Origin of the sequence: Providencia stuartii (assembly GCF_029277985.1) — a bacterium.
GTDB classification, from domain to species: Bacteria; Pseudomonadota; Gammaproteobacteria; order Enterobacterales; family Enterobacteriaceae; genus Providencia; species Providencia zhejiangensis.
Window position 1 is genome coordinate 2,389,860 of sequence record NZ_CP119546.1, and the last position, 26,835, is coordinate 2,416,694.

Annotated in this window: 19 protein-coding genes; 10 read left to right on the forward strand and 9 right to left on the reverse strand. The window is 39.1% G+C overall.

Going from position 1 to position 26,835, the window contains the following annotated elements; translation table 11 throughout:
- Positions 1-170: 170 nt before the first annotated feature.
- Positions 171-647 carry a GNAT family N-acetyltransferase gene (locus tag P2E05_RS10445; protein ID WP_154635603.1) on the reverse strand — a complete coding sequence of 159 codons (477 nt, stop codon included), beginning with the start codon at positions 645-647 and terminating at the stop codon, positions 171-173.
- A gap of 392 nt (positions 648-1,039) precedes the next feature.
- On the opposite strand from P2E05_RS10445, the gene P2E05_RS10450 reads away from it, so the two are divergent.
- Entirely contained in the window at positions 1,040-2,785 is a 1,746-nt protein-coding gene (locus P2E05_RS10450) for an ABC-F family ATP-binding cassette domain-containing protein (protein ID WP_272657717.1), read from the forward strand.
- A 217-nt stretch (positions 2,786-3,002) separates the two neighbouring features.
- On the opposite strand, the gene P2E05_RS10455 is transcribed toward P2E05_RS10450, so the two are convergent.
- The 5 genes from P2E05_RS10455 to P2E05_RS10475 all read right to left on the reverse strand — a co-directional run bounded on the left by P2E05_RS10455 (position 3,003) and on the right by P2E05_RS10475 (position 8,625).
- Positions 3,003-3,200: a DEAD/DEAH box helicase gene (locus P2E05_RS10455; protein WP_154622332.1), complete on the reverse strand. Its 198-nt coding sequence runs from the start codon at positions 3,198-3,200 to the stop codon at positions 3,003-3,005.
- Positions 3,193-3,744, reverse strand: a complete 552-nt coding sequence (locus P2E05_RS10460; RefSeq protein ID WP_154622331.1) for a PadR family transcriptional regulator — start codon at positions 3,742-3,744, stop codon at positions 3,193-3,195. The genes P2E05_RS10455 and P2E05_RS10460 overlap by 8 nt, the downstream gene beginning before the upstream one ends.
- A 295-nt stretch (positions 3,745-4,039) precedes the next feature.
- Positions 4,040-5,188: a tyrosine transporter TyrP gene (gene tyrP / locus P2E05_RS10465; RefSeq protein ID WP_249998782.1), complete on the reverse strand. Its 1,149-nt coding sequence runs from the start codon at positions 5,186-5,188 to the stop codon at positions 4,040-4,042.
- An 82-nt stretch (positions 5,189-5,270) separates the two neighbouring features.
- Positions 5,271-7,211 carry a pyridoxal phosphate-dependent decarboxylase family protein gene (locus P2E05_RS10470; RefSeq protein WP_154622329.1) on the reverse strand — a complete coding sequence of 647 codons (1,941 nt, stop codon included), beginning with the start codon at positions 7,209-7,211 and terminating at the stop codon, positions 5,271-5,273.
- A 403-nt stretch (positions 7,212-7,614) separates the two neighbouring features.
- Positions 7,615-8,625: an NAD(P)H-quinone oxidoreductase gene (locus P2E05_RS10475; RefSeq protein ID WP_154623450.1), complete on the reverse strand. Its 1,011-nt coding sequence runs from the start codon at positions 8,623-8,625 to the stop codon at positions 7,615-7,617.
- Between the two features lie 341 nt (positions 8,626-8,966).
- Here P2E05_RS10475 and P2E05_RS10480 point away from each other — a divergent pair, with 341 nt between their 5' ends.
- Together P2E05_RS10480 and uspE are read left to right on the forward strand one after the other, a co-directional pair.
- The gene (locus tag P2E05_RS10480; RefSeq protein ID WP_154622337.1) at positions 8,967-9,725 is read left to right on the forward strand and encodes an FNR family transcription factor; all 759 of its coding nucleotides are present in this window, start codon (positions 8,967-8,969) and stop codon (positions 9,723-9,725) included.
- Positions 9,726-9,853: 128 nt separating this feature from the next.
- A complete protein-coding gene (gene uspE, locus P2E05_RS10485) occupies positions 9,854-10,798 on the forward strand; it encodes a universal stress protein UspE (protein ID WP_154622338.1) in 945 nt (314 codons plus the stop codon).
- A 75-nt stretch (positions 10,799-10,873) separates the two neighbouring features.
- Here uspE and pntB read toward each other — a convergent pair whose 3' ends face one another.
- Both pntB and pntA read right to left on the reverse strand, forming a co-directional pair.
- Positions 10,874-12,262, reverse strand: coding sequence for a Re/Si-specific NAD(P)(+) transhydrogenase subunit beta (gene pntB / locus P2E05_RS10490; protein ID WP_154622342.1), 1,389 nt, complete (start codon positions 12,260-12,262; stop codon positions 10,874-10,876).
- A 13-nt stretch (positions 12,263-12,275) separates the two neighbouring features.
- Positions 12,276-13,808 (reverse strand): Re/Si-specific NAD(P)(+) transhydrogenase subunit alpha, encoded by a 1,533-nt coding sequence (gene pntA / locus P2E05_RS10495; protein ID WP_154622339.1) that lies wholly within the window; start codon positions 13,806-13,808, stop codon positions 12,276-12,278.
- Between the two features lie 384 nt (positions 13,809-14,192).
- Here pntA and ydgH point away from each other — a divergent pair, with 384 nt between their 5' ends.
- From ydgH to P2E05_RS10525, 6 genes are all read left to right on the forward strand, one after another.
- On the forward strand, positions 14,193-15,143 hold the full coding sequence (gene ydgH / locus P2E05_RS10500) for a DUF1471 family protein YdgH (RefSeq protein WP_154622340.1): 951 nt from the start codon (positions 14,193-14,195) through the stop codon (positions 15,141-15,143).
- A gap of 281 nt (positions 15,144-15,424) precedes the next feature.
- Positions 15,425-16,813, forward strand: a complete 1,389-nt coding sequence (locus P2E05_RS10505; protein WP_276122738.1) for an amino acid permease — start codon at positions 15,425-15,427, stop codon at positions 16,811-16,813.
- A gap of 501 nt (positions 16,814-17,314) precedes the next feature.
- Entirely contained in the window at positions 17,315-17,842 is a 528-nt protein-coding gene (locus P2E05_RS10510) for a fimbrial protein (protein WP_154635546.1), read from the forward strand.
- A gap of 45 nt (positions 17,843-17,887) precedes the next feature.
- The gene (locus tag P2E05_RS10515; RefSeq protein ID WP_154624104.1) at positions 17,888-18,559 is read left to right on the forward strand and encodes a fimbrial biogenesis chaperone; all 672 of its coding nucleotides are present in this window, start codon (positions 17,888-17,890) and stop codon (positions 18,557-18,559) included.
- Positions 18,560-18,584: 25 nt separating this feature from the next.
- Positions 18,585-21,020: a fimbria/pilus outer membrane usher protein gene (locus tag P2E05_RS10520; protein ID WP_272677619.1), complete on the forward strand. Its 2,436-nt coding sequence runs from the start codon at positions 18,585-18,587 to the stop codon at positions 21,018-21,020.
- The gene (locus P2E05_RS10525) at positions 21,017-21,988 is read left to right on the forward strand and encodes a fimbrial protein (RefSeq protein ID WP_272657715.1); all 972 of its coding nucleotides are present in this window, start codon (positions 21,017-21,019) and stop codon (positions 21,986-21,988) included. Before P2E05_RS10520 ends, P2E05_RS10525 begins: the two co-directional genes overlap by 4 nt.
- Before the next feature lie 75 nt (positions 21,989-22,063).
- Here P2E05_RS10525 and hrpA read toward each other — a convergent pair whose 3' ends face one another.
- On the reverse strand, positions 22,064-25,954 hold the full coding sequence (gene hrpA / locus P2E05_RS10530) for an ATP-dependent RNA helicase HrpA (protein ID WP_154624106.1): 3,891 nt from the start codon (positions 25,952-25,954) through the stop codon (positions 22,064-22,066).
- A 224-nt stretch (positions 25,955-26,178) separates the two neighbouring features.
- On the opposite strand from hrpA, the gene P2E05_RS10535 reads away from it, so the two are divergent.
- Complete coding sequence (locus P2E05_RS10535; protein WP_272657714.1) at positions 26,179-26,778, forward strand: FMN-dependent NADH-azoreductase; 600 nt, start codon at positions 26,179-26,181, stop codon at positions 26,776-26,778.
- The last annotated feature ends 57 nt before the right edge of the window (positions 26,779-26,835 follow it).

A 26,835-nucleotide genomic window follows, 5' to 3' on the forward strand; every position in this document is an offset into this window, starting at 1 on the left:
ATCCTTATTCGCCTTAAGTAAAATAGCACATATATCACAAAATACCATATTCAAAAATTAAAAAGACTTTCTTGGCACTTATTGCTTAAAATTTATTTAGCAACAAAAAAACAATGCTAACAATAAATCTTGCTAGCATTGTTTTGTTATAAAATTAACTTTTGATGTAATTAATTTATAAATTTAGCAATCGCTTTTTCATCCAGTCGATAGCGTACCCATTCATCTTGTGGTTCCGCTCCAATACTTTTATAAAAATCAATTGCAGGTTGATTCCAATCTAAAACACTCCATTCTAAACGCTGGCATTTTCTTTCACTGGCAATCATTGCGATATGTTTTAATAATTTTTTACCTGCACCTGCCCCGCGATAATCCGGAGAGACATATAAATCTTCTAAGTAGATACCATTATTCCCTAACCAAGTCGAATAACTGGAAAAAAAGACCGCATAACCCGCTGGTTTACCATCTACATAGCAAATTAAAGCCTCTGTATTTGAATTTTCACCAAATAATGAGTTTTCTATATCGGTAACTGAGGCTTTAACTTCATGACGTGCTTTTTCATATTCTGCTAGTTCGATGATCATTTCCAAAATCAAATTAGCATCTTTCATTGTGGCTGGTTTTATTTCTACATTCATTTTGGTGTTTCCTATATGTTTACGCCTTGATTTTACTCTAAAATTATTACTCACCACAGCCACTAACAGTTTTATTCATGACACTTTTAATGCCATTAGAATCATTTATAACAATACCTAAACATAATGCATCATTGTGATTGATTGATAATGGCTAGGCTTGTTATGATGACGACATTGTTCAACACTAGAAAAAAGGAGGCTTATTATGACGTTGTGTGATCTTATTGATTATTCACACTTCTTTGGTAATCGCCAAAGCTCAGGCTTTCACAGTGAAATACTGCGATAACCCTGCCTGAGCGAAGCTCCCAAAAGATATCTTCCTCAGCTTACTGGGTTGTCGTCCTGACTATACCCTGGCATTGCTATGCCTAAAATTTGAGTAAGCTATGAGCACATTATTATCTGTAAAATCATTAAACTATGATACTTCTACCACCTCTTTATTGAGTGACATTACCTTTACGCTACAACGCGGCGATCGCATTGGTCTTATTGGCCATAACGGCAGTGGCAAAAGTACATTATTGAAGCTTTTGACCGGCCAGTTATCGCCTAACAGTGGCAGCATTACTTATGCTAATCAGTGTATTACCGCTTATATTGAACAGCATCTGCCTGAAGAAGTCGCACAATTGTGTTTAATCGATGCAATCATGCAACAACTCCCAGTTGCAGAGCGCCTATCCGAACGTTGGCGAGCAGAAGTTTTGCTAGCTGATTTAGGATTCACTGAGATGCAATGGACACAAAAAGCCAATCAAATTAGTGGCGGGCAGCATACTCGATTACTGTTAGGTAGAGCATTAATTCAGCAACCGGATCTCATGCTATTGGATGAGCCAAGTAACCACCTTGATCTCCCCACACTGATTTGGTTAGGTAACTTTTTACAACAGTGGAAAGGCAGCTTTGTTTTAGTCTCTCACGACCAGGATCTACTTGATAAAGTGACTAACTGCACATGGATATTGCGAGATAAAACGTTACATTTCTTCCGGCTTCCATGCTCATCTGCACGTCAGTTACTGAATCAAAAAGACCTTGCTGATGAAAAACGTCACCAAGCAGAACAAAAAGAGATCGATCGCATTGCAGTGAGTGCCAAGCGTTTGGCTATATGGGGTCAAGTTTATGATAACGAAGACCTTTCTCGTAAAGCAAAGCAGATGGAAAAACATATTGATAGGCTTAAAGACGCCCAAACCGAGCTAACTGACGGCTATCAATGGACATTGGCGCTAAATGGTAAATCAATCCCTGCGGATAGAGTGCTGGAATTAGATCATGCCAACATTAAGACTCCTGATGAGAAGTTGCTTTTCACTACAGGTTTTCATCAGGTCAAGAGTGGTGATCGTATTGCCATTATTGGTGCGAATGGTTGCGGTAAATCCACTTTATTACGTTTATTATGGCAACGTTTTAAAGCGGATGAGCGATACAGTGACCAATTAACGTTTCATCCATCTATCAATGCAGGTTATTACGACCAACAGCTTGAGCAACTCAATGATAATGACAGTTTATCTGATGCCTTACGACCTTTTGCTAGCTTAGTTGATGAACAACGCAAAATGGCATTAATTGGTGCAGGTTTTCCTTATGCACGCCACCAACAAAAAGTAGCCACACTGAGTGGGGGTGAACGAGCACGGTTGCTATTTATTGGCTTGAGTTTGGCTCAATATGAGCTGGTGATGCTAGATGAACCCACGAACCACCTTGATCTTGAAGGTAAGGAAGCACTGAGTGAGCAAATTGCACAATTTGCAGGCGCATTGCTCGTGGTTAGCCATGATAAATGGTTAATTGAAACAAGCTGCCAGCGTTTTTGGTATATCAATAATCATCGATTAGAAGAGTATCTTGACGTCGAGGAGGTTTACCAACAAATCGAACAACAATCACATTTGCAACATAACGACACGATGAACCAAAGAGCTGTTTCACCCGCGATAAATGAGACAGTCTCCCAATCGACCGCTTATGAAGATGAATTGTTGGAAAAGTTACTGTTACTTGAGGAAAAGCTGCAAGCTGACAAACAACGTAAGTTGGCCCATCAAAAGCCACAGCTCCAGCAACAATGGATGGATGAAATAGAAAAAATACAGGCACGACTCAACTTGTAATTAAAAATCCCCCAATAACGGGTTTATTGGGGGATTGAGAATACGAGGGAAACATCCCCTTATCACCGAATACCTTATAGTTTAAGGTAGGCTGTTTTTTATTTTCATGGCCTTTTCTGTTTAAAAATAGGCGACATAACGCTGATTGCCGTCATTAAACGCAAAAAGTTATGCCATGAACAATAAATTGCTAAACTCCCCCTACCTAACTATTTTCTTATTTGGTACGTTGACGTTTAGCTCGTTTAAAATAGGATGTCGGCACTTTTGGGCACACAACCTCTTTAAATTTTTTATCTTGTACAACTTCCGTTTTTACCTCAGCGCCTTCGACACTTTCGCTCGATGGTGTCTTTACATTATCTTTCATATATGAAGACTCTTTTGCTTGAATAATATTATTCGTTTTAGCCATGTTCATTTTCCTCTGTTGTCAATACTGAGTTCACTTGCTCAATACGTTCAACAGCACTATTAATAATTTCAACAACACGAGTTGATTGTTCTTTAGTCAACTCCTGCAAAACAATTTTATGTCGCAACAATGATTTAAATTTATCTACAGCGAGCTCAATTTCTTTGGCAAATTGATTGCCCGCTTTAAGCTCTTGCGCATAATTCAATTTCAGCTTTACTTCAGCTAAAATTTCGGTTTTCAGTAACAAGAAACATTTGCCTTCCGGTGTCAGTGAATAGCACTTCCGCCCTTTGCCCTGTTCTTTTTGTGCTGTGATAAACCCTAGCTCTTCCAATAACGTCAGTGTTGGATATATAACACCTGGACTAGGGCAATAAAACCCTGCGGTTTCATTTCCTATTTTCTTAATCAGCTCATAACCATAATTTGCCCCGTCAGCCAATAAATGGAGAATATAAATACGTAGCTGCTTTGGGTTAAACATACGGCTTAAACTTTTGCCATCACAAGCACACGACTCTGATTGCTGTTCACTGTTCATTCATATTCTCAGAGAGACTCTCTAAATTAAAAACCGATATATCTAATATCATAGTGTATTTTTCAAAGATTTCCAGTTTAGATATATCTGTTTTTTTGCATAAAATGCTAATGATAACCATTCCTATTTTGAATGATCGAAAAAGAGGGATTAATAAATGAATTTCTTGTTGATGCCTCAGTGGCGCTATTTTGAAAGGTTATATTCGTCACTCAGTGATAGGCGGGTTGACGTATGAAGCAAAGCCAATCACGAATAACTTGATTGGCTTTGTTTGTTTTAATGAAAATCGAAGTTAGCCCACATTTGGAATGATGTTAAATGCAATAGCGAATTGAACACCTATGACGACAATTCCACACAAGAAGACAATCACTAATGCTAATGCTCCACCTGTAACTTGGTATTTGCGCTCATTTCTTAATCTTGATTTAAATGCTAAGGCACTTGGTAGTAACAAGGCTAGGATGGATAAAGCAATTGCCGCAAAGCCTAATGCCATAATAAACCCTTTTGGATAAAAGAGTGCAAAGACTAAAGGAGGCAAGAAAGTTAATAGCCCAGTTTGAATACGGCCCGACATATTATCTTGGCGTTTAAATAAATCGGCTAAGAAATCAAACAAGCCTAATGCAACACCGAGGAACGAAGTCGCAAGCGCTAGACTCATAAACATCTGAGCAATAAATTCTGTTCTCGCTGACATCACAACATTACGGATCGCATCTAATAGGCCATTTAGTCCTGAATTTTCTGCAAGTATTCCGACAAATGTCGTTGTGCTAATACTACCCAGAGTGGCAATTTGCCATAAAATATAGGCAATCAATGGGATCGCGCTACCGATAATAAAAATTATCCGGAGCTTTTTCACATCCCCACCCATGTATTTCACAATACTAGGTACACTGCCATGAAAGCCAAATGAAGTAAAAAATACAGGAATTGCAGAGAGAATTAATACTTGCTCTGTGGGTGCCGACAATAAATTTTGCTGTTCAACATGCGGCAACATCAATGCGAGTATAATGACTAAAAAGACAATTTTAGCAGCAAACAAAATGCGGTTAATAAAATCAACAGAGGATGTACCAAAACACACTACGCCTCCACCGATGATGGTAAAAATCACAATTCCCATCCAGTCCGCCATTTCAATGGATAAACTGCTTTTTAAGTTCGATGTGATGATTTCCCCTGCTCCACTCACATAGGCAGCTGTCAGCGCATACATGAGGAACATCATACTAAAGCCGGTAATAAACTTACCACCAGAACCTAAATAGCGTTGAGCTACGGAGCCTATACCCGTTTCCGACGACTCATGCTGATATACTTCAACTAACAATAACGCGGTGTAGCACATTAATGCCCAAAGAGCGAATAACATCACTAAGCTTACCATTGAGCCGTTGCCAGCTGCCGCTATCGGCATTGCCAACATACCAGCACCAATCGTAGTACCTGCAACAATAAAAACACTACCAAGTGTGCGATTTTTCATATTGAGATCCTAGCTAAGAGTTTTATAGAGCTATTTTTTGTTTTGAATGTGTGAGTTTATTTTCTTCATCTATAAGCTGCTGTAACTTACCCTCAAAGATATTTCTTAGTTCTTCCCAAAAGGCAGTAAAATGCTGCTTGTCACGTAGGCAATGGGTCATAATCGCAGCTCTTAGTACATATAATGATTGCGTTTTATCCCATTCTTGGTCACTGAACCCCATTTCACGGCAAAAGTTTCGGGGATTATTACCATATTCTTCTGAAGTTAAAGATGTTGAGGAGGTTAAAAAGTTATTGGTATAAGAGCGACCCGCCGCATAAGAACATAACTCATATAACCGTTTATTGAGCTGATTTTGCCTTTCTAACGAGCTATTCCCAACTTCCTTAAACATAAAATTAACCATATGAAAATCAGGCGATGGCATAGCGACGATCTGAAATTCCCTATCTTCTATTTTGAATACGTCACAATGATTCATACTCTCAATCATCCAATTCGCCGTTGTTAGCCCCGCGGCGATGACCTTTCCGTAACCGAGAATATTGAGTGGTACTAAACGATGTGCAGCCCAAACCGCGGCTGCTGTTGCCCCCGCTTTTGAACCTTCCATAATTGAAGAGCCTAATAACACATTTTGTTGTTTGTCTGCTTTACGTCCTTTTTCAGCGACCTCTTCAAAAACATAGGCGGCATGGTAAGAAATAAGGTCAACAATACGTTTATCTTTCATGCAGATAGCACCTGCTGCATAAGGGATAAACCCGACCTTATGGGGATCAACAGTAATAGAGTCGGCTTCTTGTAGTGCTTTGAAACTTTGATAGACATCTGGCTTAGGCCAAATGACATCTGAAGGAAAAATACCTTCGCTGTGATAGCGTTTAATCAGTGTGTCATATTCAATAAATTGATTATTTTCATCACGGAACATCGCGCATGCATATCCTGCATAAGCGGCATCAATATGGATATAAAACGAAACACCAAATCGAGCTTCACACTCACGACGTAACTCAATGAGTTCAGCGACATTATCGATAGCGCCGGTTTCAGTCGTTCCGACAACGGCAACAATCGCTAAAATAGGTTCGCCTCGCTCTATCAATGAAAACACTATCTGCCTCATCTGGTCGGTATCTGTGCGATAACTTCCATCCACAGGCAATTGCACAATATTTTGTTGCCCTAATCCTAAAATATCCATCGCTTTAAGCCATGAATAATGTTTAGATTGTGGTACTAATAACTTACCGAGTCTGCCTTGTTCTACGCCTTCACCACGGCACGTCATTTCCCTGACGTCTTCGAATAAACCACGTTTTTTTAATTCATCAATTAGGTCTAAAACAGCTGAAGTCTGCATATTTAATAACGCTTTCTCAGAGCTATCTTTAAGCAGCTGTTTGGCTTGAGGGTGCTTAGCTATTGCTAACGGTAACGTTTTAATATTTCTCGCTACCCATAAACCTTCATAGTTAGCGACAGTACCGCCAGAGGTAATATGCCCCCATGCACGATTAGGGTCATAACCGAACATTGCACACAGATCTGCCCCAGCTTCTAGCTCTAGCACGGTTGTGGTCGGCGACGACTCTTGTGCGCAGTTATTTGGGTTATACATCATCGCCATGACATACGCGAGATTAGAGATCATCAGCGTATCCGCATTCATATGGCCAAGATAACGAGGAGAAAACCAAGGAATTGATGTTGTTTTTAATTTAGAAGAGAGTTGATTTAAAATCCCTTCAGTCCGATATAGCGTATCTCTATATTCTGGTGCATATCGTTCGACGGTTGTGACATATTCAGGGTCTTCGGGATGGTATCCTGAGCGCCAGTGCATGTGTTCTGTTACTGCATATTCCATCATTTCTCTGAAAAAGACCGCGTTTTCAGATTTAGGCCCAAGAAATAAAGCATCCACATTCATTTTTGAGTTATTAAAATTTGTCATTATCACTACACCTTTAAATCATGCCCTCATTGAGAAGCATATTTAATTTAGGTAACTACTATCATTGGAAAGTGATATAACGGAATGCATGTCTCATGAAGACAACAATGTATTAATGACTTTGTTATCTTCATTATCATTTAGGAATTTTATTTGATAGACAAACCGTTAATGTGCCAACTTAGGTATAGATATAATCGATAATTATTAAAATATTAACAAACTCGTCTTTATTTCAATCGGATTTGTGCGCGGGAACAAAATTTCGAAATTTTATCAGCTGTAAAGAGATATTTACGCTAAAACAGCTTGAAAATGTAAAATATTTGTTATAGACGAGGTCTAATGACAAGTCATGAGAAAGGCATAATCTCATGACTTGAATATGCCACAATAAATATAACTACTTATTAATTAAAACTATTTTCCCATAGAGATCACCAGACTCCATATAGCGATGAGCATCCGCCACGTGGTCTAACGAATACACTTTGTTAATAAAAGGTTTTAATTCACCTTTTTGCAACATCCCCCACACCTGCTGCTTTAAGTCAGTCGCTATGCTGATTTTTTCAGCGATTGTACGTGAGCGCATTGTCGAGCCAGTATGAATTAAACGTTTAACCATTAAAGGCATTAAGTTAAGGTTTTTTGGGTTACCTTGCATCATACCAATTTGTATAATGCGCCCGAATTTTGCGGCAACTTGATAATTTTTGCTGACATAGTCGCCACCAACTATATCAACGACCATATCAACCCCGCGAAGATTTGTATAATCAAGTGTTTGTTGTACAAAATCATCGTGTCGATAATTCACCACGCAATCGGCACCTAATCCTTTAGCAACCTCTACCTTTTCAGATGAACCTACGGTTGTAATGACCGTTGCGCCAAAAGCTTTTGCTAACATGATTGCGACGGAGCCAATTCCAGATGTTCCACCATGAATTAACACGGTTTCACCTTTCTTCAATTGACCGATTTGAAAAACATTAGCCCAAACAGTAAAAAAGTTTTCAGGGATAGCCGCCCCTTCAATAAAGGATAAGTTTCCTAGCGGCAATGCAATATCTTTATGAACCAAACAATACTCTGCGTAGCCGCCACCCGCTACTAGCGCGCAAATATTGTCACCCACCTGCCATTGTTCAACATTATTTGCTTTTGCAACAATCGTTCCGGCTATTTCAAGCCCTAAAATAGGGGATGCATCTGGCGGTGGAGGATAAGATCCCATACGTTGAAATATATCAGGCCGGTTAACTCCCGCCGCCTCAACCTTAACCAACAAATAGTCTTCAGATAAGGTTGGCAGCGGTTGGTCAATAAGCTGCAATTTTTCTGCGCCGCCATGTTCTGTAATATTTATCACTTTCATGGAAGTGGGAATATTTAATGGGCTATTTGCCATCTACAGCTCCTATGATATTTCAATGTTAAAACCGAATATTGCACTCTTGTTTAAATATTATAAATAATGTTAATTTTTAAAAGTCCCTAAATATAACTTTTAAATAGATATTAAATAGATAACCTATTTTATCTATAAAAAATATTTCACTTCATTTTTATTTAAGTTAAATAAATGATTTCATCACGTTATTGCTATTTATGCAAACCTAGCTGAACACCTTGTTTTTGTAAGAGTTTCTATTTACGATGACTCTGTTTTATATTTCTACTTACCAGTCGCGTTATCTTATGTTAAAATTGACTCATATCAATAATTTTAACTTGTATTGAGCATTTAATATGATCCCAGAAAAAAGAGTTGTTCGTCGCATCCAGTCTGGTGGTTGTGCTATTCATTGTCAGGATTGCAGTATTAGCCAACTGTGCATTCCCTTCACGCTGAATGAACATGAACTGGATCAACTTGATAATATCATTGAACGTAAAAAACCAATTCAAAAAGGCCAAGCACTTTTTAAAGCAGGTGATGAGTTACGTTCTTTATATGCTATTCGCTCAGGCACAATCAAAAGCTATACCATCACTGAAGAAGGTGATGAGCAAATTACCGGTTTCCATCTTGCCGGTGACCTTGTAGGTTTTGATGCTATCATTCATACACAGCACCCAAGTTTTGCACAAGCACTTGAAACATCAATGGTTTGTGAAATTCCGTTTGAAACACTTGATGACCTGTCAGGTAAAATGCCAAACCTGCGTCAACAAATCATGCGTTTAATGAGTGGAGAAATAAAAGGTGATCAGGAAATGATCCTTTTATTATCTAAGAAAAATGCAGAAGAGCGTTTAGCTGCATTTATTCTTAACTTATCGCATCGCTTTGCAGAGCGCGGTTTTTCACCTAGAGAATTCCGCCTCACAATGACACGCGGTGATATTGGTAACTATTTAGGCCTTACCGTCGAGACCATTAGCCGACTTTTAGGACGTTTCCAAAAAAGCGGTATGTTAAGTGTTAAAGGTAAATATATTACTATCGAAGATATGGAAAAACTGACTGATATAGCTGGTAAAATTTCCACTGTCTCCTGCTCATAATTCTAGGTGGGTCACAATATCTATTTTGTGACCCACCATGATTATTTTTCATCAAATCTTGCCTATTTCTCCTCAATACCTTAGTTTATCTTTAGTAAGGAATGTCCAGCCGTTATGAGGATTTTAATATGGCAAACTATAGAAATCTCCTAGTTGCAATTGACCCAAATCAGGATGATCAACCAGCATTACGACGTGCTGTCTACATAGTGCAACGTAATGGTGGACGGATTAAAGCATTCTTACCTATCTATGATCTTTCCTATGATATGACTACCTTGTTATCACCTGAAGAACGTGATGCGATGCGTAAAGGAGTCATCAATCAAAAAGCGGCTTGGATTAAACAGCAAGCCCATTTTTATCTCGAAGCGGGCATTGAGATAGAAATTAAAGTTATTTGGCATAACAAGCCTTACGAAGCAATTATTCAGGAAGTGATCAGCGGTGAACATGACCTGTTGCTAAAAATGGCTCACCAGACAGATAATTTTGAATCGATAATTTTTACCCCGCTCGATTGGCATTTATTAAGAAAATGCCCTTCCCCTGTTTGGATGGTCAAGGATAAAGTTTGGCCTGATCATGGCTCTGTTGTGGTTGCCGTCAATTTATCGAATGAAGAATCTTATCACGATGACCTTAATATCAAGCTTGTCGAGAAAACCAAAGATTTAGCCGCCCGTATTGTGAAAGAGCAGGAAATTCACCTAGTGAGTGCCTATCCTATCGCCCCCATGAATATTGCAATAGAGTTACCCGACTTTGACCCTAGCCTTTATAACAATGCATTGCGTGGACAGCACCTCATCGCAATGAAAGAGCTACGTCAAAAATTCGCGATTGATGAAAAATATACTCATGTTCGTGAGGGGTTACCTGAAAAAATTATTCCTGAGATATGTGAAGAATTACATGCTGGCGTCGTCGTTCTTGGAATATTAGGCAGAACAGGAATTTCCGCGGCTTTTCTTGGCAATACAGCGGAACATGTGATTGATAAGTTAAAATGCGATTTATTAGCCATTAAACCCGATGGCTTTGTTTGCCCAATCACCGTTGATGACGATTAATTCAATAACTTGTTTTGTGTTTTTTAGTGAATATAAAAAGCTCTGTCATATGACAGAGCTTTTTGTTTTTATAGATTATAGTGCTTTTAAAATAGCATCAACGCTGGCTTTTGCATCACCGAATAGCATTTGTGTATTGTCTTTGAAGAATAATGGGTTTTGCACACCGGCATAACCTGTATTCATCGAACGTTTAAAAACAATCACATTATTTGCCTTCCAAACTTCCAATACAGGCATACCTGCGATTGGACTATTTGGATCCTCTTGTGCTGCTGGGTTTACCGTATCATTAGCGCCAATAACCAATACAGTATCGGTATCAGAGAAATCATCATTGATTTCATCCATTTCCAACACGATATCATAAGGAACTTTAGCTTCAGCTAATAGAACGTTCATATGGCCCGGTAAGCGTCCAGCCACGGGGTGAATCCCAAAGCGTACATTAATACCACGCTCACGTAACTTAGCAGTAATATCGTGAACGGGATATTGTGCTTGAGCCACCGCTAAGCCATAGCCTGGGGTGATAATGACTGAGGTAGAATTCTTCAGTAACTCAGCCACTTCTTCCGCGGTTGTTTCACGGTATTCTCCCATTTCCTCTTCACTACCCGTTGAAGAGCCATCTGTGCCAAAGCCGCCGGCTATCACGCTAAAGAAAGAACGGTTCATTGCTTTACACATAATATAAGACAGAATTGCCCCTGATGAACCAACTAAAGCACCCGTCACAATCAGCAAGTCATTGCTTAGCATAAATCCAGCCGCTGCCGCTGCCCAACCTGAATAAGAGTTCAACATTGAGACAACCACCGGCATATCAGCGCCACCAATGGAAGCGACTAAATGCCAACCAAATGCTAATGCAATGACAGTCATAATTAGCATGGTAAATACTTGCAGGCCAACACTGCTTGTCTTAACAAAGATCACTAACAAAATAAATGAAACAACAAGAGCTGCTAAGTTCAATTTATGGCGATTTGGCAACATCATTGGTTTTGATGAGATCTTACCTGAAAGCTTACCATACGCGACGATGGAACCTGTGAATGTCACTGCACCGATAAAAATACCCAGGAAAACTTCTGTCAAATGAATGTTTTCCATAACGGCATCCATATGACCTTCGCTCGCAATGAAACTATTGAAACCAACTAACACCGCCGCTAAGCCCACAAAACTATGCAAGATAGCCACTAGCTCTGGCATTTCAGTCATTTCAACTTTTTTGGCTAAGCGGATGCCAATTACAGCACCGATCACCATTGCAACAATCATCCAACCGATATTGGCGCTATCTGGACCCAAAATGGTGGCAAGTAACGCGATTGCCATACCCGCAATACCATAGGTATTACCACGCTGAGAACTTTCATGCCGCGATAAACCCGCAAGGCTAAATATAAATAGGATAGCAGCAACAATGTAAGCCGCTGTCACAATTCCACTTGACAACATAAGTTACCCCTTATCCTTTACGAAACATTTTTAACATGCGTTGGGTAACAGTAAACCCACCGAAAATGTTGATACTGGCAATCAATATTGCAATGAAGGATAAAAAGCCAACCCATCCCCCAGAGCCTATCTGTAGTACCGCGCCAACAACAATAATGCCCGAAATCGCATTAGTTACAGACATTAACGGAGTATGCAGCGCATGTGTAACATTCCAAACAACGTAATACCCCACCACACACGCGAGAGCAAAAACCGTAAAGTGTGATAAAAACTCTTTCGGTGCAGAATTAGCAAACCAACCAAACAAAATAATGGCTAATGCCATTAAGCCGTATTTCACTGCCGGCGACATTTTCTTCTTCTCTGGCGCCTTTTGTTTTTCTGGCGTCTTAGGTTTCGCCTGCGGCTGAGCAGATACTTGAATGGGAGGAGCCGGCCAAGTAATTTCACCCTGTTTAATCACCGTCACGCCACGGATCACAACATCATCAAAATCAATGTTGATTTCACCGTTCTTTTCTTTGCACAATAACTTCATTAAATTAACAAGGTTAGTACCGTACAACTGCGACGATTGAGTCGGTAGGCGGCTAGGTAAATCAGTATAACCAATGATTTTGACGCCATTATCCGTTACAACCAACTGATCAGCTTGGGTTAGCTCACAGTTCCCACCAGTTTGCGCGGCTAAATCAACAATCACACTGCCCGGCTTCATGGATTCAACCATTTCTTTAGTGATCAATTTTGGAGCAGGACGTCCTGGGATTAAGGCTGTTGTAACAATAATGTCAACTTCTCGAGCTTGTGCAGCAAATAACGCCATTTCGGCTTTAATAAAAGCTTCCGACATCACTTTTGCATAGCCATCACCACTTCCAGCCTCTTCCTTGAAATCTAACTCAAGAAATTCAGCCCCCATACTTTGCACTTGCTCTTTTACTTCTGGTCGAGTATCGAATGCCCGTACGATCGCTCCCAAACTACCAGCAGCACCAATTGCGGCTAAACCAGCGACACCCGCACCGATAATCATGACTTTTGCTGGAGGGACCTTACCGGCGGCAGTAATTTGCCCTGTAAAAAAGCGCCCAAATTCATGCGCGGCTTCTACAATTGCACGATAACCGGCAATATTTGCCATTGAGCTCAACGCATCGAGTGACTGTGCGCGGGAAATACGCGGTACCGCATCCATTGCTAACACATTGATATTTTTTGCCTTTAAGGCATCCATCAACTCAGCATTTTGAGCTGGCCAAATAAAACTGACGAGCGTTGTACCTTCTTTAAATAAAGGAATCTCATCGTCTAATGGCGCATTTACTTTAAAAACAATGTCAGCAGAGAATGCGGTGTCACGATCAACAATCTCTGCACCAGCTTGTTCATAAGCCACATCATCAAAACTCGCTAAATGCCCTGCATCCTTTTCGATACAAACACTGAAACCTAACTTAAGTAGCTGAGTTACAGTCGAAGGTGTAGCAGCAACACGAGCTTCATTGGCAAGTCGTTCTCTTGGTATACCAATACGCATAATGTTCCCTTTTTAAAGCTAAAGTTATGTTGTATTTATTAAGCTTACTAAAAATTGTTCATTCTTTAATGGAATAGTCCGATTTTTAGCTAAAACGGTTTTGTCTTGTTCTAATAACCTACTGAAAATAACCTTCTTGATCCATAATTGATCGCTATTCTTAGACAGTAAATGGAATTCACAGTGAAAATCTTAGTTTTAGGTCAATAAAATACTGGATAGCACAAAAAATCTGGTAATTATGACTAGTCAATGAATATTTATTTCTTACAAAAAATAAAATAATGAGACAACTTGATTGGTTACGTGTAATAATCACGGTCATGTGATACAACTAAGATTCAGCACTTTTAAAATAAATTGCGCAAGTCGGAAGGATTTTGTATGAAGCTGAAAACTACGGCCATCGCAGCCGCGGTGTTATCATTAACTAGTATTACTGCTACACAGGCAGCTGTTGAGCTGACGCCTAAACAGGCTGAAGAGTTAAAACCTTATGAGCGCATAACAGTGACTGGGCGCTTTAATGCTATTTATGAAGCATCCGATGCCGTCTCACGTAGGGCTGATAAATTAGGCGCTTATGCTTTTTATATCCAAAGCCTTGATGATGTGGGTGATAGCGGTAATATGCGCGTTGTCGCAGACCTTTACCAAAAAGATGCCAAAGCAGTAGAAGAAAGTAAACGTCGTGTATTTGGTGGCATTGAAGAAATGTCTAAAACCGATGCTGCACAGTATGAGCCATTTGATGCCGTTACTGTCAGTGGTTTTTACCCTTCTCAACCTGACCTTTATGAAGCGATTGCTAAAAAAGCGTCAGAAAAAGGTGCCGCTTCGTTCTACGTAGTACGTAATATCGCCGTTAACGATGGTGGCAATACGCTCGCTACTGCTTATATTTACAAAAAAGATGCGCCTAAACGTCAAGTTCAACTGGAAGAAGCCGTTGTACCTGCGGACTCAGAAGCGGGTAAAGCTCTTTTAGCTGAAGGTGGAGAAGCGGCTAAAAAAGTACGCATTCCAGGCGTGGCTTCTTCAGAGGAGCCTACCGTAGCTGTAGGTCGATTCTTTGAAACGTCAAGCAGTGCACCAGGTAAAACAAGCGTTACATTACCTAGTGGTTACGTTATTGAAGAAGTTAACAAGGTTGCCGCTGCACAAATGGTGCCTTTTGATTCGATCACTTTCTCTGGCTATTACACCAACACACCAGAGGTTCGTTATCAAATAGCAAAACGTGCTGAAGCCAAAGGCGCAAAATACTTCCATATCACTCGTGAATGGCAGTCGAATGGCGGTAGCGTAACAATCAGTGCTGACCTATTTAAATAATTAACTAAGTTAAATTAGTTAACCGAAAGCCAGCTTTAGTTAAGCTGGCTTTTTTTATTTGAACCAGCCCATTTTCTGTTATGGCATCATTGAATAAAAATCTTACAAATCTGCATAGTTTTCCATTGCATAACGATCATTTCATTCGTAGAATCCCCCTCACTTTATCAAAGTAACAGATAAACAATCTGCAATTTAAAATTATGCCAGCTTAAATGAATATGCAAATTGTAGATTTAACGTTATTTTAACTTTTGATTGTAGAATAACTAGGACATACATTGAAACATACACTCAGTCTTACTGCACTCACTGCCTTGGTGCTCAGCTCAATGGTGGGTGCTGGTGTCTTTAGCCTTCCTCAAAATATGGCTGAAGTTGCTAGCCCGTTAGCCCTGATCATTGGATGGTATATCACGGGCATTGGTATTTTATTTTTAGCATTCTCATTGCTACTACTTTCTCGTATACGCCCTGATTTGGATGGTGGTATTTTTACCTATGCAAAAGAGGGATTCGGTGAGCTGATTGGTTTTTGTTCTGCATGGGGATATTGGCTTTGTGCTGTTGTTGCTAACGTATCCTACTTAGTTATTGTTTTTGCCGCTATTAGCTTTTTTACCGACACTCCTGATAACATCATTTTCGGTGATGGTAATACTTGGCAAGCCTTAATTGGAGAATCTATCCTACTATGGGTGGTTCACTACTTAGTATTGCGTGGAGTGCAAACAGCAGCGGGTATCAATAAACTTGCTACGATGGCTAAACTTATCCCATTGGGGCTATTTATTATTTTAGCCTTTATCGCATTTAAACTTGATATTTTTGATGCTGACTTTACGGGTATTTCGCTTGAATTACCTGTTTGGCAACAAGTTAAAGATACTATGCTCATCACATTATGGGTCTTTATTGGTATCGAAGGAGCTGTCGTCGTTTCTGCTCGCGCTAAAAATCGTCGCGATGTTGGTTTAGCAACCGTGTTTGCAGTTAGTTCCGCACTTATCATCTACATATTGGTTACCCTGCTCTCACTGGGCATTATGCCTAGAGCTGAGCTAGCCGAAATCAAAAACCCGTCCATGGCCAGTTTAATGGTGAGTTTAATCGGTTCGAGTGGTGAAATTATTATTGCTGCGGGGCTAATTATTTCTGTTTGTGGAGCATATCTCAGTTGGACAATTATGGCCGCCGAAGTCCCTTATATTGCGGCACAGTACCAATCGTTTCCAAAAATATTTAATAAGCTTAATAAGAATGATGCCCCTTCTTCTTCTTTGTGGCTAACGAATGGTGCTGTACAACTCTCATTGATACTCATTTGGCTAAGTGGTAGCAATTACAATACATTATTGACGATTGCTTCTGAGATGATCCTAGTTCCTTATTTTTTAGTGGGGGCTTTTTTAATAAAAGTCGCGATACAACGCCATAGCAAAGCCCTATTAATGGTTGGATTTATTGCCAGTGTTTACGGTCTTTGGTTATTGTATGCATCGGGCCTTATCAACCTTATGTTATCGGTTGTGTTATATGCTCCAGGTATATTTGTTTTTTGGTATGCTCGAGCACAACAATCAAAACAAGCCCCACTGAATAAGATCGAAAAACTCCTTGCCCTCGCCATCGTTGCAGCTGCGATTCCAGCAACGTATTACCTATTCTAGCGCTGTTTATCAATCACTACATTGGATGTGTAATTGACGCCAATGTAGTGGCATTTGCTATTGTCTTACGGGTTAACTTCTCGTTCTTATCAACATCTCACCCCTCAACGCCTTAATTTTTGATCAAACACCTTTAGACTATTTTATGAAACGGTTGTACATGCACTGTTGTCGCATTAGGTCAGTATTTTTCACACAGTATGTTGTAACTAAATCAATTTAAAAGATAACCAAGTTATTATTGATATACATAACATTCATACCCTTTTGTTGATTGCCATAAGCTAAACACTAGTAGATAAAACTACTAACTACGTTAGTTATATATTTTGATAGCAAAAAATAGCTGTTAAAAACCTCAAAACAGATAAAAAAATCCCATATTCGGCATCTATAAAATTACCTCTTTTTCACAAAAAAAATCTATTTATTATATTCCGCTCAATCACAGCGGTTAATATTGACAAAAGTTAAATAACACATCATTCACAAGGTTATATAATGAATAGCATCTTAAAATTTCTATTAATTATTTTATTTTTTAATCATTCAATTTCTTTTTCAGCTGATGGTGAAATCAAGTTTATTGGCAGCATAATACCCACAGCTTGTTCAGTTGATACTAATTCTATTAATAAAGTCGTGAATATGGGGAAAATCTCAGTTGCTTCCTTTAATCATAAAAATAGTGTTGCAGCAGCAACACCATTTAGAATAACACTGTCTAACTGCCCTACTGATTATAAAAAGATTCAATTTAAATTTGATGGGAAAAGTGATAACGCGAATCCAACCTTATTAGGGTTATCACCAAACACCACATCAACACCCGCCACCGGTATCGCAATAGCACTTTATGAAGAGAATAGCGTTCGTCGTATACCATTAAATGGCGGCAGCCAATTTAAAGAAGTGACATCGAGTAAGACTGTTGAAATGAATTTTGTTGCAAAATATATTGCCACGAGTGAACAAGTTACTCCTGGTTCAGCCGATGCACTCGCGCATTTTAGTATTATCTATCAATAGACAGAGGACAAGGGAGAGGCGGAATTTCCTCTCTCCCTAACTATTATGAAAAAAATAGTTCTATTATTATTGTTATTATCCTTTCATGCTTATGCAGGTGTCATTATTAATGGTACTCGTTTTATATATAAAGAAAACGAGAGAGAGTTATCTTTATCTATGGAAAATCCTGAAGAGAAAACAACTTATTTGATTCAATCATGGATTGAAAAAGAGAGTCAACGTTCTAATGACTTTATTATCACACCACCTTTATTTAAGCTTAAGCCATTATCTTTAAATAAACTAAGGATTATTAACGTTAAGCCATCAAACCATGAAGATAGAGAAACTCTATATTGGCTCCATATTAAATCTCTTCCCGCCCTACATGAAAATAGGGAAAATACTTTACAAATCATTGTTAAATCAAGTTTTAAACTGTTTTATCGACCGGAATCATTAACAGAAAACTCAGAAGCTGCATTTAAAAAAATAAATTTTCACTACCAAAATCAGCGCCTCATAGCGAAAAACCCTACAGGCTATTATATTACACTTCGAGAACTACGCTTGAATGATACGGAGATCCCTGAACCTGGAATGATAGCTCCTTTTAGTCAACTTTCTTGGAAAGTGCCATCATCGAAAACCAATACCGTATTTTGGAGTGCATTGAATGACTATGGTGGAAAAACACAATTAACTTCACAAGTGCTATCTATCAATGATGAATAAAAATAAAAATTTACTGGTTATTTTCATGTTGTTTTCATCTTATTCTCACTCCGATAGTTTCAATTTAGATGCACTTGATAATTATCATAACATTCACGACATTGAAAATATCATACTAAACTTAGATCATCAGCCAGCTGGCATATATTCGGTTGACCTGATTGTCAATAATGTAAGGTTATTGACATCTAACATTGCCTTTAAATATATTGAAGACCAATTAACGCCCATATTCAATAAGGAACAGTTAATAAAAATTGGGTTAAACAAGAAAACATTAAATCAAATGGAATTTAATGATAATGGTGAGCTAACCGATAAACTCTCTAAGATCATAATCGGTTACTCTTATTATTTTGATTTCAATCACTTGACACTAGAATTGAATATTCCAAAACATTTTCTAGACAAAGATGAAAAGGAATTGAACTCACAAGATTCATGGAGTGATGGGATAACCTCCGCCTTTATCGATTATCACTTATTAGGAAGCCATAACTCAAGCAAATACATTGAAGATAATTTCAACTTGTCACTTATGAATGGTTTTAATTATTTAGGGTGGCGACTAAGAAACCACTTTAATTATTCCTCACCACAAAGAGAATGGGAATATTATAATACAACATTATCTTACCCGATTAGAAATTTAAAAAGTCAATTAACGCTTGGTGAATATTACCTAACTTCTTCTTTTTTTATCCCCTTTTCATTCAAAGGATTTTCTCTCTCAAATGATGAGTTAATGTATCCTGAATATGATGCTTATTACTCTCCGGTTTTGCAGGGGATTAACCATAGCCCTGCCCAAGTGACCGTAAAACAAAATAATATCATTATTTTTAATGATTATTTACCTTCGGGGCCCTTTATGCTAAATAAACTCAAGCCACTTAGCCCTAAAGGCATTTTAGATGTGATTATTACTGAAAGTAATGGAACTATTCGGCAATATCAGTACCCGTTTTCCTCATCACTCGTCATGATTAAGCAAGGTCAGTTTCGGTATGCGATAAATAGTGGTTCAGTGAGCCATCAACACTCCACTTCATCACCTTATTTTCTCCATGGAGAAATGAAATATGGCCTTAATAATCATATTACTGTCTATGGCGGTTCTATTTTTTCACAACCGTTTAAATCTTTTCTACTCGGAAGTTCTTTTTCTATTGGTCGTTTCGGTAATATTAATATCAATTGGACACAAAACCAGAGTGTAAATATTAGTTCAAATAATTATCAGCTAGAATATACCAACTTAATATCCTCTACAGGAACTAACATTACACTCGGTATTCATTGGATAAATAATCCTAAGTTACGTCTAATGACAGATATATTTGAAAAAGAAACCGCCACCACGCCTTCCCATCCTCAACAAGGATTAAAAATACATTTATCTCAAAGCTTAGGTTTTTTGGGGAATTTATTATTATCGGCATCACAACAGCGAGTTATGCAAAATAATACCCAACAATGGAGCTATAACATCAACTATTCTGGGAATTTAAACGAGTATCATTTTAATCTGAATTGCCAATCGAATTACTCCATGACTGAACATAAACCAGAGTATGTATTTTCTGCATCAATGATTATTCCGATCAATGCTTGGCTGCCAAATACATATTTTAGTTATCAGGCACAACATTCACCAAACAACTATCAGAATCGACAAGCCACACTCACAGGCGCTATTCTTAATGATGATTTGATCTCCTATACACTTCAACATAACCAATTTACTGAACGATGCTGTTCATCTTCGGGAAATCAATCAGAAACTCGCTTTTACACTCAATATCATCATAATAAGTTTTTTTTAAATGCTGGGTACGGCTACAAACAAGATCATCAATTCCATTATGGTCTTCGTAGTTCAATTGTGGCTCATCCTTACGGTGTCACTTTCACACCGAGTCGTGGTGAAACCGCTGCTTTACTTATCGTGCCTGACACTAAAGATGTTCGTTTAGATACGCATCTCAATGTACGCACCGATAGCAAAGGACATGCGATTATCAATCAACTACAACCTTATCGACGTAATCACTTCGTCATTGATACCCTTACTTTGCCTTTAGATGCGGAAATTGAAACCAATTTTCAATCCACCTTACCCACTAAAGGTGCTTTGGTCGCCGTACACTTTCCTGTCAAACGTGGTAAACGCGTATTTTTTACTATTCAATTGGATGATGAAAAATTAGCGCCATTTGGTGCTATCGCGAGCCTAGTCACCAAAGTCGGCGATAGCAGCCACAATGACGTTAATGTAGGTATTATCAATGATGTGGGGCAAGTATATTTAAGTGGATTAGAAACAAGAGGCACAATTAAACTGAAATGGGGAGAACGCCAATCACAGCAATGTGAATTTCATTATCAATTATTAGCATCATATCAACAGCAAGGCTTTTATCATGTTCCGGTAGTTTGTCAACGCAAGGAAGCTTTATGATGACATTCATTTTTCGTTCGTTATGTTTCTACTACATTTTAATGGTTCATACTGCCCACGCATCTCAATGCCAATATGTTGCCAATTTTACACCACATCATACTATTTTATCTTTGGGTTCTATTATGGTGCCCCACCGGCTCGCTGTGGGTTCCGTTATTCGAGAACTCACTGTAAATGAAATCGATAACTACCCTATTATGGTCGAATGCTCTTCACCTGCCTATGCTCAGTGGGGAAATAGCTTATTCACACTTTCATCCGAACACGATAATACTCTTTATCAAACGAATATTGATGGTATTGGTCTGCGTTTTATCCCGTTAGAACAGACTCTTGGCCGAGATAGGCTCCCTTTAGTTAATCAATCTCCCTATTCATGTCATACGAGTAACTATCGTTATCGTTACTGTGGTAGTGCGCTCAAAGGGATCCGTATTCAACTAATAAAAACAAAAAGTATCGTTGGCTCAGGAGAATTAAGCACAGACCAGCTCATTGAAGCCTCTATCGGTAATTTGCCCGTGCAAAGTTACCGCTTTGTTAATACAAAAATTATGACCCCAAGCTGTGAATTCGTTGAAAAACATAAACGAGTCAAAATGAATAAAGTTAAACAACGTCAATTTCAGGGCATTGGGAGTCACTCAACACCCGTACCTTTTTATTTAACTTTGAACTGTAGCGGTAAAACGTCTGTTGGTATTATTCTTAGAGGCCGTTCTAGTCACTATGCTGATAATTCAGTAATTGCTTTAGATAAAAGACCAGACAGTGCCCAAGGAATTGGCCTGCGCATTCGCTTTCAAGGAGAAGCGCTGCCCCTCAATCAAATTTTTCATTTAGGTACCAGCTTTAACCGAGAGGCTTATGCTGTGTATTTTGATGCTCAATATGTTCAAACTCAAGCATCTGTTCGTGCCGGAAAGGCCAATGCGACTGCAACATTACAGATTGTATATCCCTAAACTTTTTCACATTAAAAGCCCCCACCATAAAAATGACGGGGGCTATCTGTTTTTCGATTTAGTTACTCACTCAATTCACAATGATTGACTTAAATTTTCCATTGACTGAATGATCCGTTTATCTGAAATTGGATATGGCGTTCCCAATTGCTGAGCAAATAAACTAATGCGTAGTTCTTCTATCATCCAGCGGATCTCTTGTACTTCTGGTAGGTTTTGCTGTATTGGCGTTAATTTGGCCTTCCACTGTTGCCACATAGTCGTCACATGCTCAATTTTACTCATTTGGGCACGATCTCTATTCGGATCAACCGCTAATTTTTCTAGTCGACGTTCAATACCATTTAAATAACGTAATACATCGGGAAGTCGCTTCCAACCATGCTCAGTAACAAAGCCTTTAAAGACTAAATGCGACATTTGTCCTTTAATATCTGAAAGTGCCATCGCCATGGCAAAATCGACCCGTCCCTTCAAACGCTTATTAATCGCAAATACGGCGGTTAATATCTGTTCGACTTGTTTAGCTATTTGTACAACTGCATCATTGAGTTCTGCGCGCACAAAATCTTGCAGCTTACTAAACTCATTTTCGGTCCAAACTGGGCCACCATATGTTGCAATCAGTTGGTCAACCCCACAAGCAATACAGTCATCGATTAACTCTAATACTTTCCCATATGGATTAAAATACAAGCCAAGCTTCGACTTATTGGGAAGTTTTTCGTGTAAATATTTTATGGGGGATGGGATATTCAGTAGCAGTAACCGACGCACACCCGACCACATCGCTTGTTGTTGTTCAAACTCAGTTTCAAAAACACGGATCCCTACACTGCCCCTTTCATCCACTAAAGCAGGGTAAGCTTTTACGGAATAACCGCCTCGTTTTTGCTCGTAGCGTTGCGGTAGCTCCCCAAAACTCCAGATATGCAGGCCACTTTGCTCGATTCCATCATCAACGACTTCAGAAAGTGTTTCTTGAACCTTCGCTTTTAAACTCTTTTTCAGTGCATCAAGATCTTGACCTTCAGCGATCGTTTTGTTTTTCTCGCCAACCACACGGAATGTCATTTTTAAATGAACAGGTAATTGTTCTAACTGCCAAGCATCACGTTCAACAGTAACCCCTGTCATTCGACGTAATTCGCGTTCTAACTTGTCGAGCAAACTCCCATCAGGCGTAGGAACGCGTTCTAAAAATGCCGCGGCATAATTAGGAGCAGGAACAAAGTTACGACGTATTGGTTTAGGTAATGATTTGATCAACGCAATAATTAATTCCTGACGTAAACCGGGAACTTGCCAATCAAAACCGATGTTCTGTACTTGGTTTAAAATCGCTAATGGAATATGAACTGTCACTCCATCTGCATCAGTACCTGGCTCGAACTGATAACTGAGGCGAAATTTAAGTTCGCCTTGATGCCAGTAATTCGGGTAATCCAGTAATGAAACATGTGTCGCATCTTGTTTGATCAACATGTTTTTCTCAAAATTCAGTAAATCTGGTTGCTGTTTAGAAGCAACTTTCCACCACTTATCAAAGTGACGGGCAGATATCACATCATTTGGGATGCGTTGGTCATAAAATGCAAATAAGGTTTCATCATCAACCAATATGTCACGGCGTCGAGATTTATGTTCTAAATCCTCGACTTCTGCCAATAACTTACGGTTTTCTCTAAAAAACGCATGGCGTGTCCCCCAATCGCCTTCAACCAGTGCGTGTCGAATAAACAATTCTCGGCATAATAATGGGTCGATTTTGCCATAATTCACTTGGCGAGCAGCGACAATTGGTAAGCCATACAAAGTCACCTTTTCCGATGCCATAACGGCACCTTGTGACTTAGACCAATGAGGCTCACTGTAATGATATTTAACAAGGTGTTCAGCTAATGGTTCAATCCATTCAGGTTCAATCGCCGCAGCCACTCGACCCCATAATTTAGAGGTTTCAACCAATTCGGCGACCATCGTCCATTTAGGGGGTTTTTTAAATAATCCAGAGCCAGGAAAGAGGGTAAACCGTGCATTTCTTGCGCCCGTAAACTCGGTTTTTTCTACATCTTTTTGACCAATATGAGATAACAGTCCAGAAAGTAATGCCGTATGAATTCCGCGATAGTCTGCTGCAACGCTATTGATAGGAAAACCCTGTTCTTTGACGACTTGTCGCAGTTGAGTGTAAAGATCTTGCCATTCACGAATACGTAAATAATTCAAGAAATCTTGGCGGCACATTTTTCTAAATTGTGAATTTGATAAGGTTTTTTGCTGCTCTTTTAGATAATCCCATAAATTAAGGAAGGCTAAAAAATCAGATTGCTTATCATGGAAACGGCGATGTTTTTCATCAGAAGCTTGCTGCTTATCTAATGGGCGTTCGCGAGGATCTTGAATCGACAATGCTGAAACAATCACCATTGCTTCTCGAACAGCGCCTTGTTTACGAGCCTCAATCACCATTCTCGCTAAACGAGGATCAACGGGTAATTGCGCTAACTGCCGACCAATATCCGTCAGTGTATAGCCTCGTTCTGTTTGTTGATGCTCTTTAATAGCGCCAAGTTCTTCTAATAATTTAACGCCATCCTGAATATTACGTTTGTCAGGGGGCTCAACAAATGGAAATGCGCTAATATCCCCCAAACCAATTGAGGTCATTTGTAAAATAACCGAAGCTAAATTAGTCCGTAAAATTTCAGGGTCAGTAAATTCTGGTCGACTCAAAAAGTCTTCTTCAGAATATAAGCGAATACAAATACCATCCGATACACGACCACAACGACCTTTACGTTGATTCGCTGAAGCTTGAGAAATTGGCTCAACAGGTAAACGCTGTACTTTTGTTCTATAACTGTAACGACTTATCCGTGCATAACCGGTATCAATAACATATTTAATACCTGGAACTGTTAAAGATGTTTCGGCAACATTGGTCGCTAATATAATTCGCCGCCCACCATGTGGATGGAATATACGATTTTGCTCACTATTGGATAACCTTGCGAACAAAGGCAAAATCTCTGTATGGCGTAACTGTAGTTTTGACAACGCATCGGCCGTATCACGGATCTCACGTTCGCCACTCATAAAGATCAAGATATCCCCTGAACTTTCCTGCCCCAGTTCATTTACCGCATCTATAATTCCATCAAGTTGATCTCGGTCACTATCATTGTCATTCCCTATGATAGGTCGGTAACGGACTTCAACTGGATAGGTTCTACCTGAGACCTCAATAATAGGTGCCTGATTGAAGTGACGTGAAAAACGTTCAGGATCAATAGTTGCAGAAGTGATAATGACTTTGAGGTCGGGACGTTTTGGCAATAATTGGCGAAGGTAACCTAAAATAAAATCAATATTTAAGCTGCGTTCGTGAGCTTCATCGATAATGATCGTATCATATTGTAGTAATAGCTTATCGTTCTGTAATTCTGCGAGTAAAATACCATCAGTCATTAATTTAACTTGAGTATTATCACCGACTTGGTCACTAAAACGAACTTTATAACCTACCGTTGTGCCGATTTCACTCTCTAATTCTTGTGCTAAACGTGTTGCTACCGCTCGTGCTGCTAAACGTCTAGGCTGAGTATGACCGATAAACCCTAACACACCTCGCCCCAACTCTAGACAAATTTTGGGGATCTGCGTGGTTTTACCTGAGCCTGTTTCACCTGCGATAATAACCACTTGATGCTGTTTTATCGCATCATAAATCTGTTGTTTTTTCTGGCTAACCGGTAAATTTTCTGGATATACGATCTTTGGTGGATTGAGCTGCTTATTCGCAATTTTTTGTTTAGCAACGTCAATATCCGCTTTTATCGCCTCGAGTACCGCCATTCGTGACTTATCATCACGAATCTTGGCGATACCATGAAGACGCTTTTTTAGTAACCATTGGTCACGTAATGAAGTTTGTCCAATATCAGCTTCGAGAGCTGTCAGCATGGATGTCACTTTGTCAGTCCTTATAATTTTGTTTATGCATAACCTAAAATAGACACGCTCAAACGGCAACAAAACTGAGGCCATTTTTTGTTAATGTTTAGCGCTCAGTTATCAACAGTTTTTTTGACATACTTTATCTGATTTTCTTTCTTTTAAAGGTCATCTATATCTGTATGATAATTAATGAAGTAATTTCAATGCATTCTATGTTCTAAGGTTAAATAATGAATAAAGTATTATTGTTGAAATCAAGTATTCTGGCAGACTATTCACACAGCAACAAAATGGCAGACTACTTTATTGAACAGTGGCAAGGGAAAAATCCGGCTGATAGCATAACTGTCCGTGATCTTGTCAGCAACCCAATTCCAGCAATGGATGCCGAAATTTTAGCAGCTTTCTCACCCGGCGACAGCAAAACTGCACAACAAGAAGCACATTTGGCACTGTCTAACCAGCTTATTAATGAAATAAAACAACATGATGTTGTGGTTATCACTGCACCTATGTACAACTTTACTGTTCCTTCTCACTTAAAAAATTACTTTGATTTTATTGCAAGATCAGGGGAAACCTTCAAGTACACTGAACAAGGCTCTGTGGGATTACTAGAAAATAAACGAGCTATCGTGCTAACCAGTCGTGGCGGAATTTATAAAGATACCCCTTCTGACATTATGGTTCCTTTTTTAACGCTATTCCTTAATTTTATCGGTATTCAAGATATCGAATTTATCTTTGCAGAAGGAACGGCATTAGGTGCCGAGTCGGCTGAAAAAGCGCAACAACAAGCCCGCCAATGCATAGACAAGGTTATTGCGTAACCTTATCGCACTCGATGTGTATCAAAATAGTATGCGTACAACGTTTATTTTGCGCAT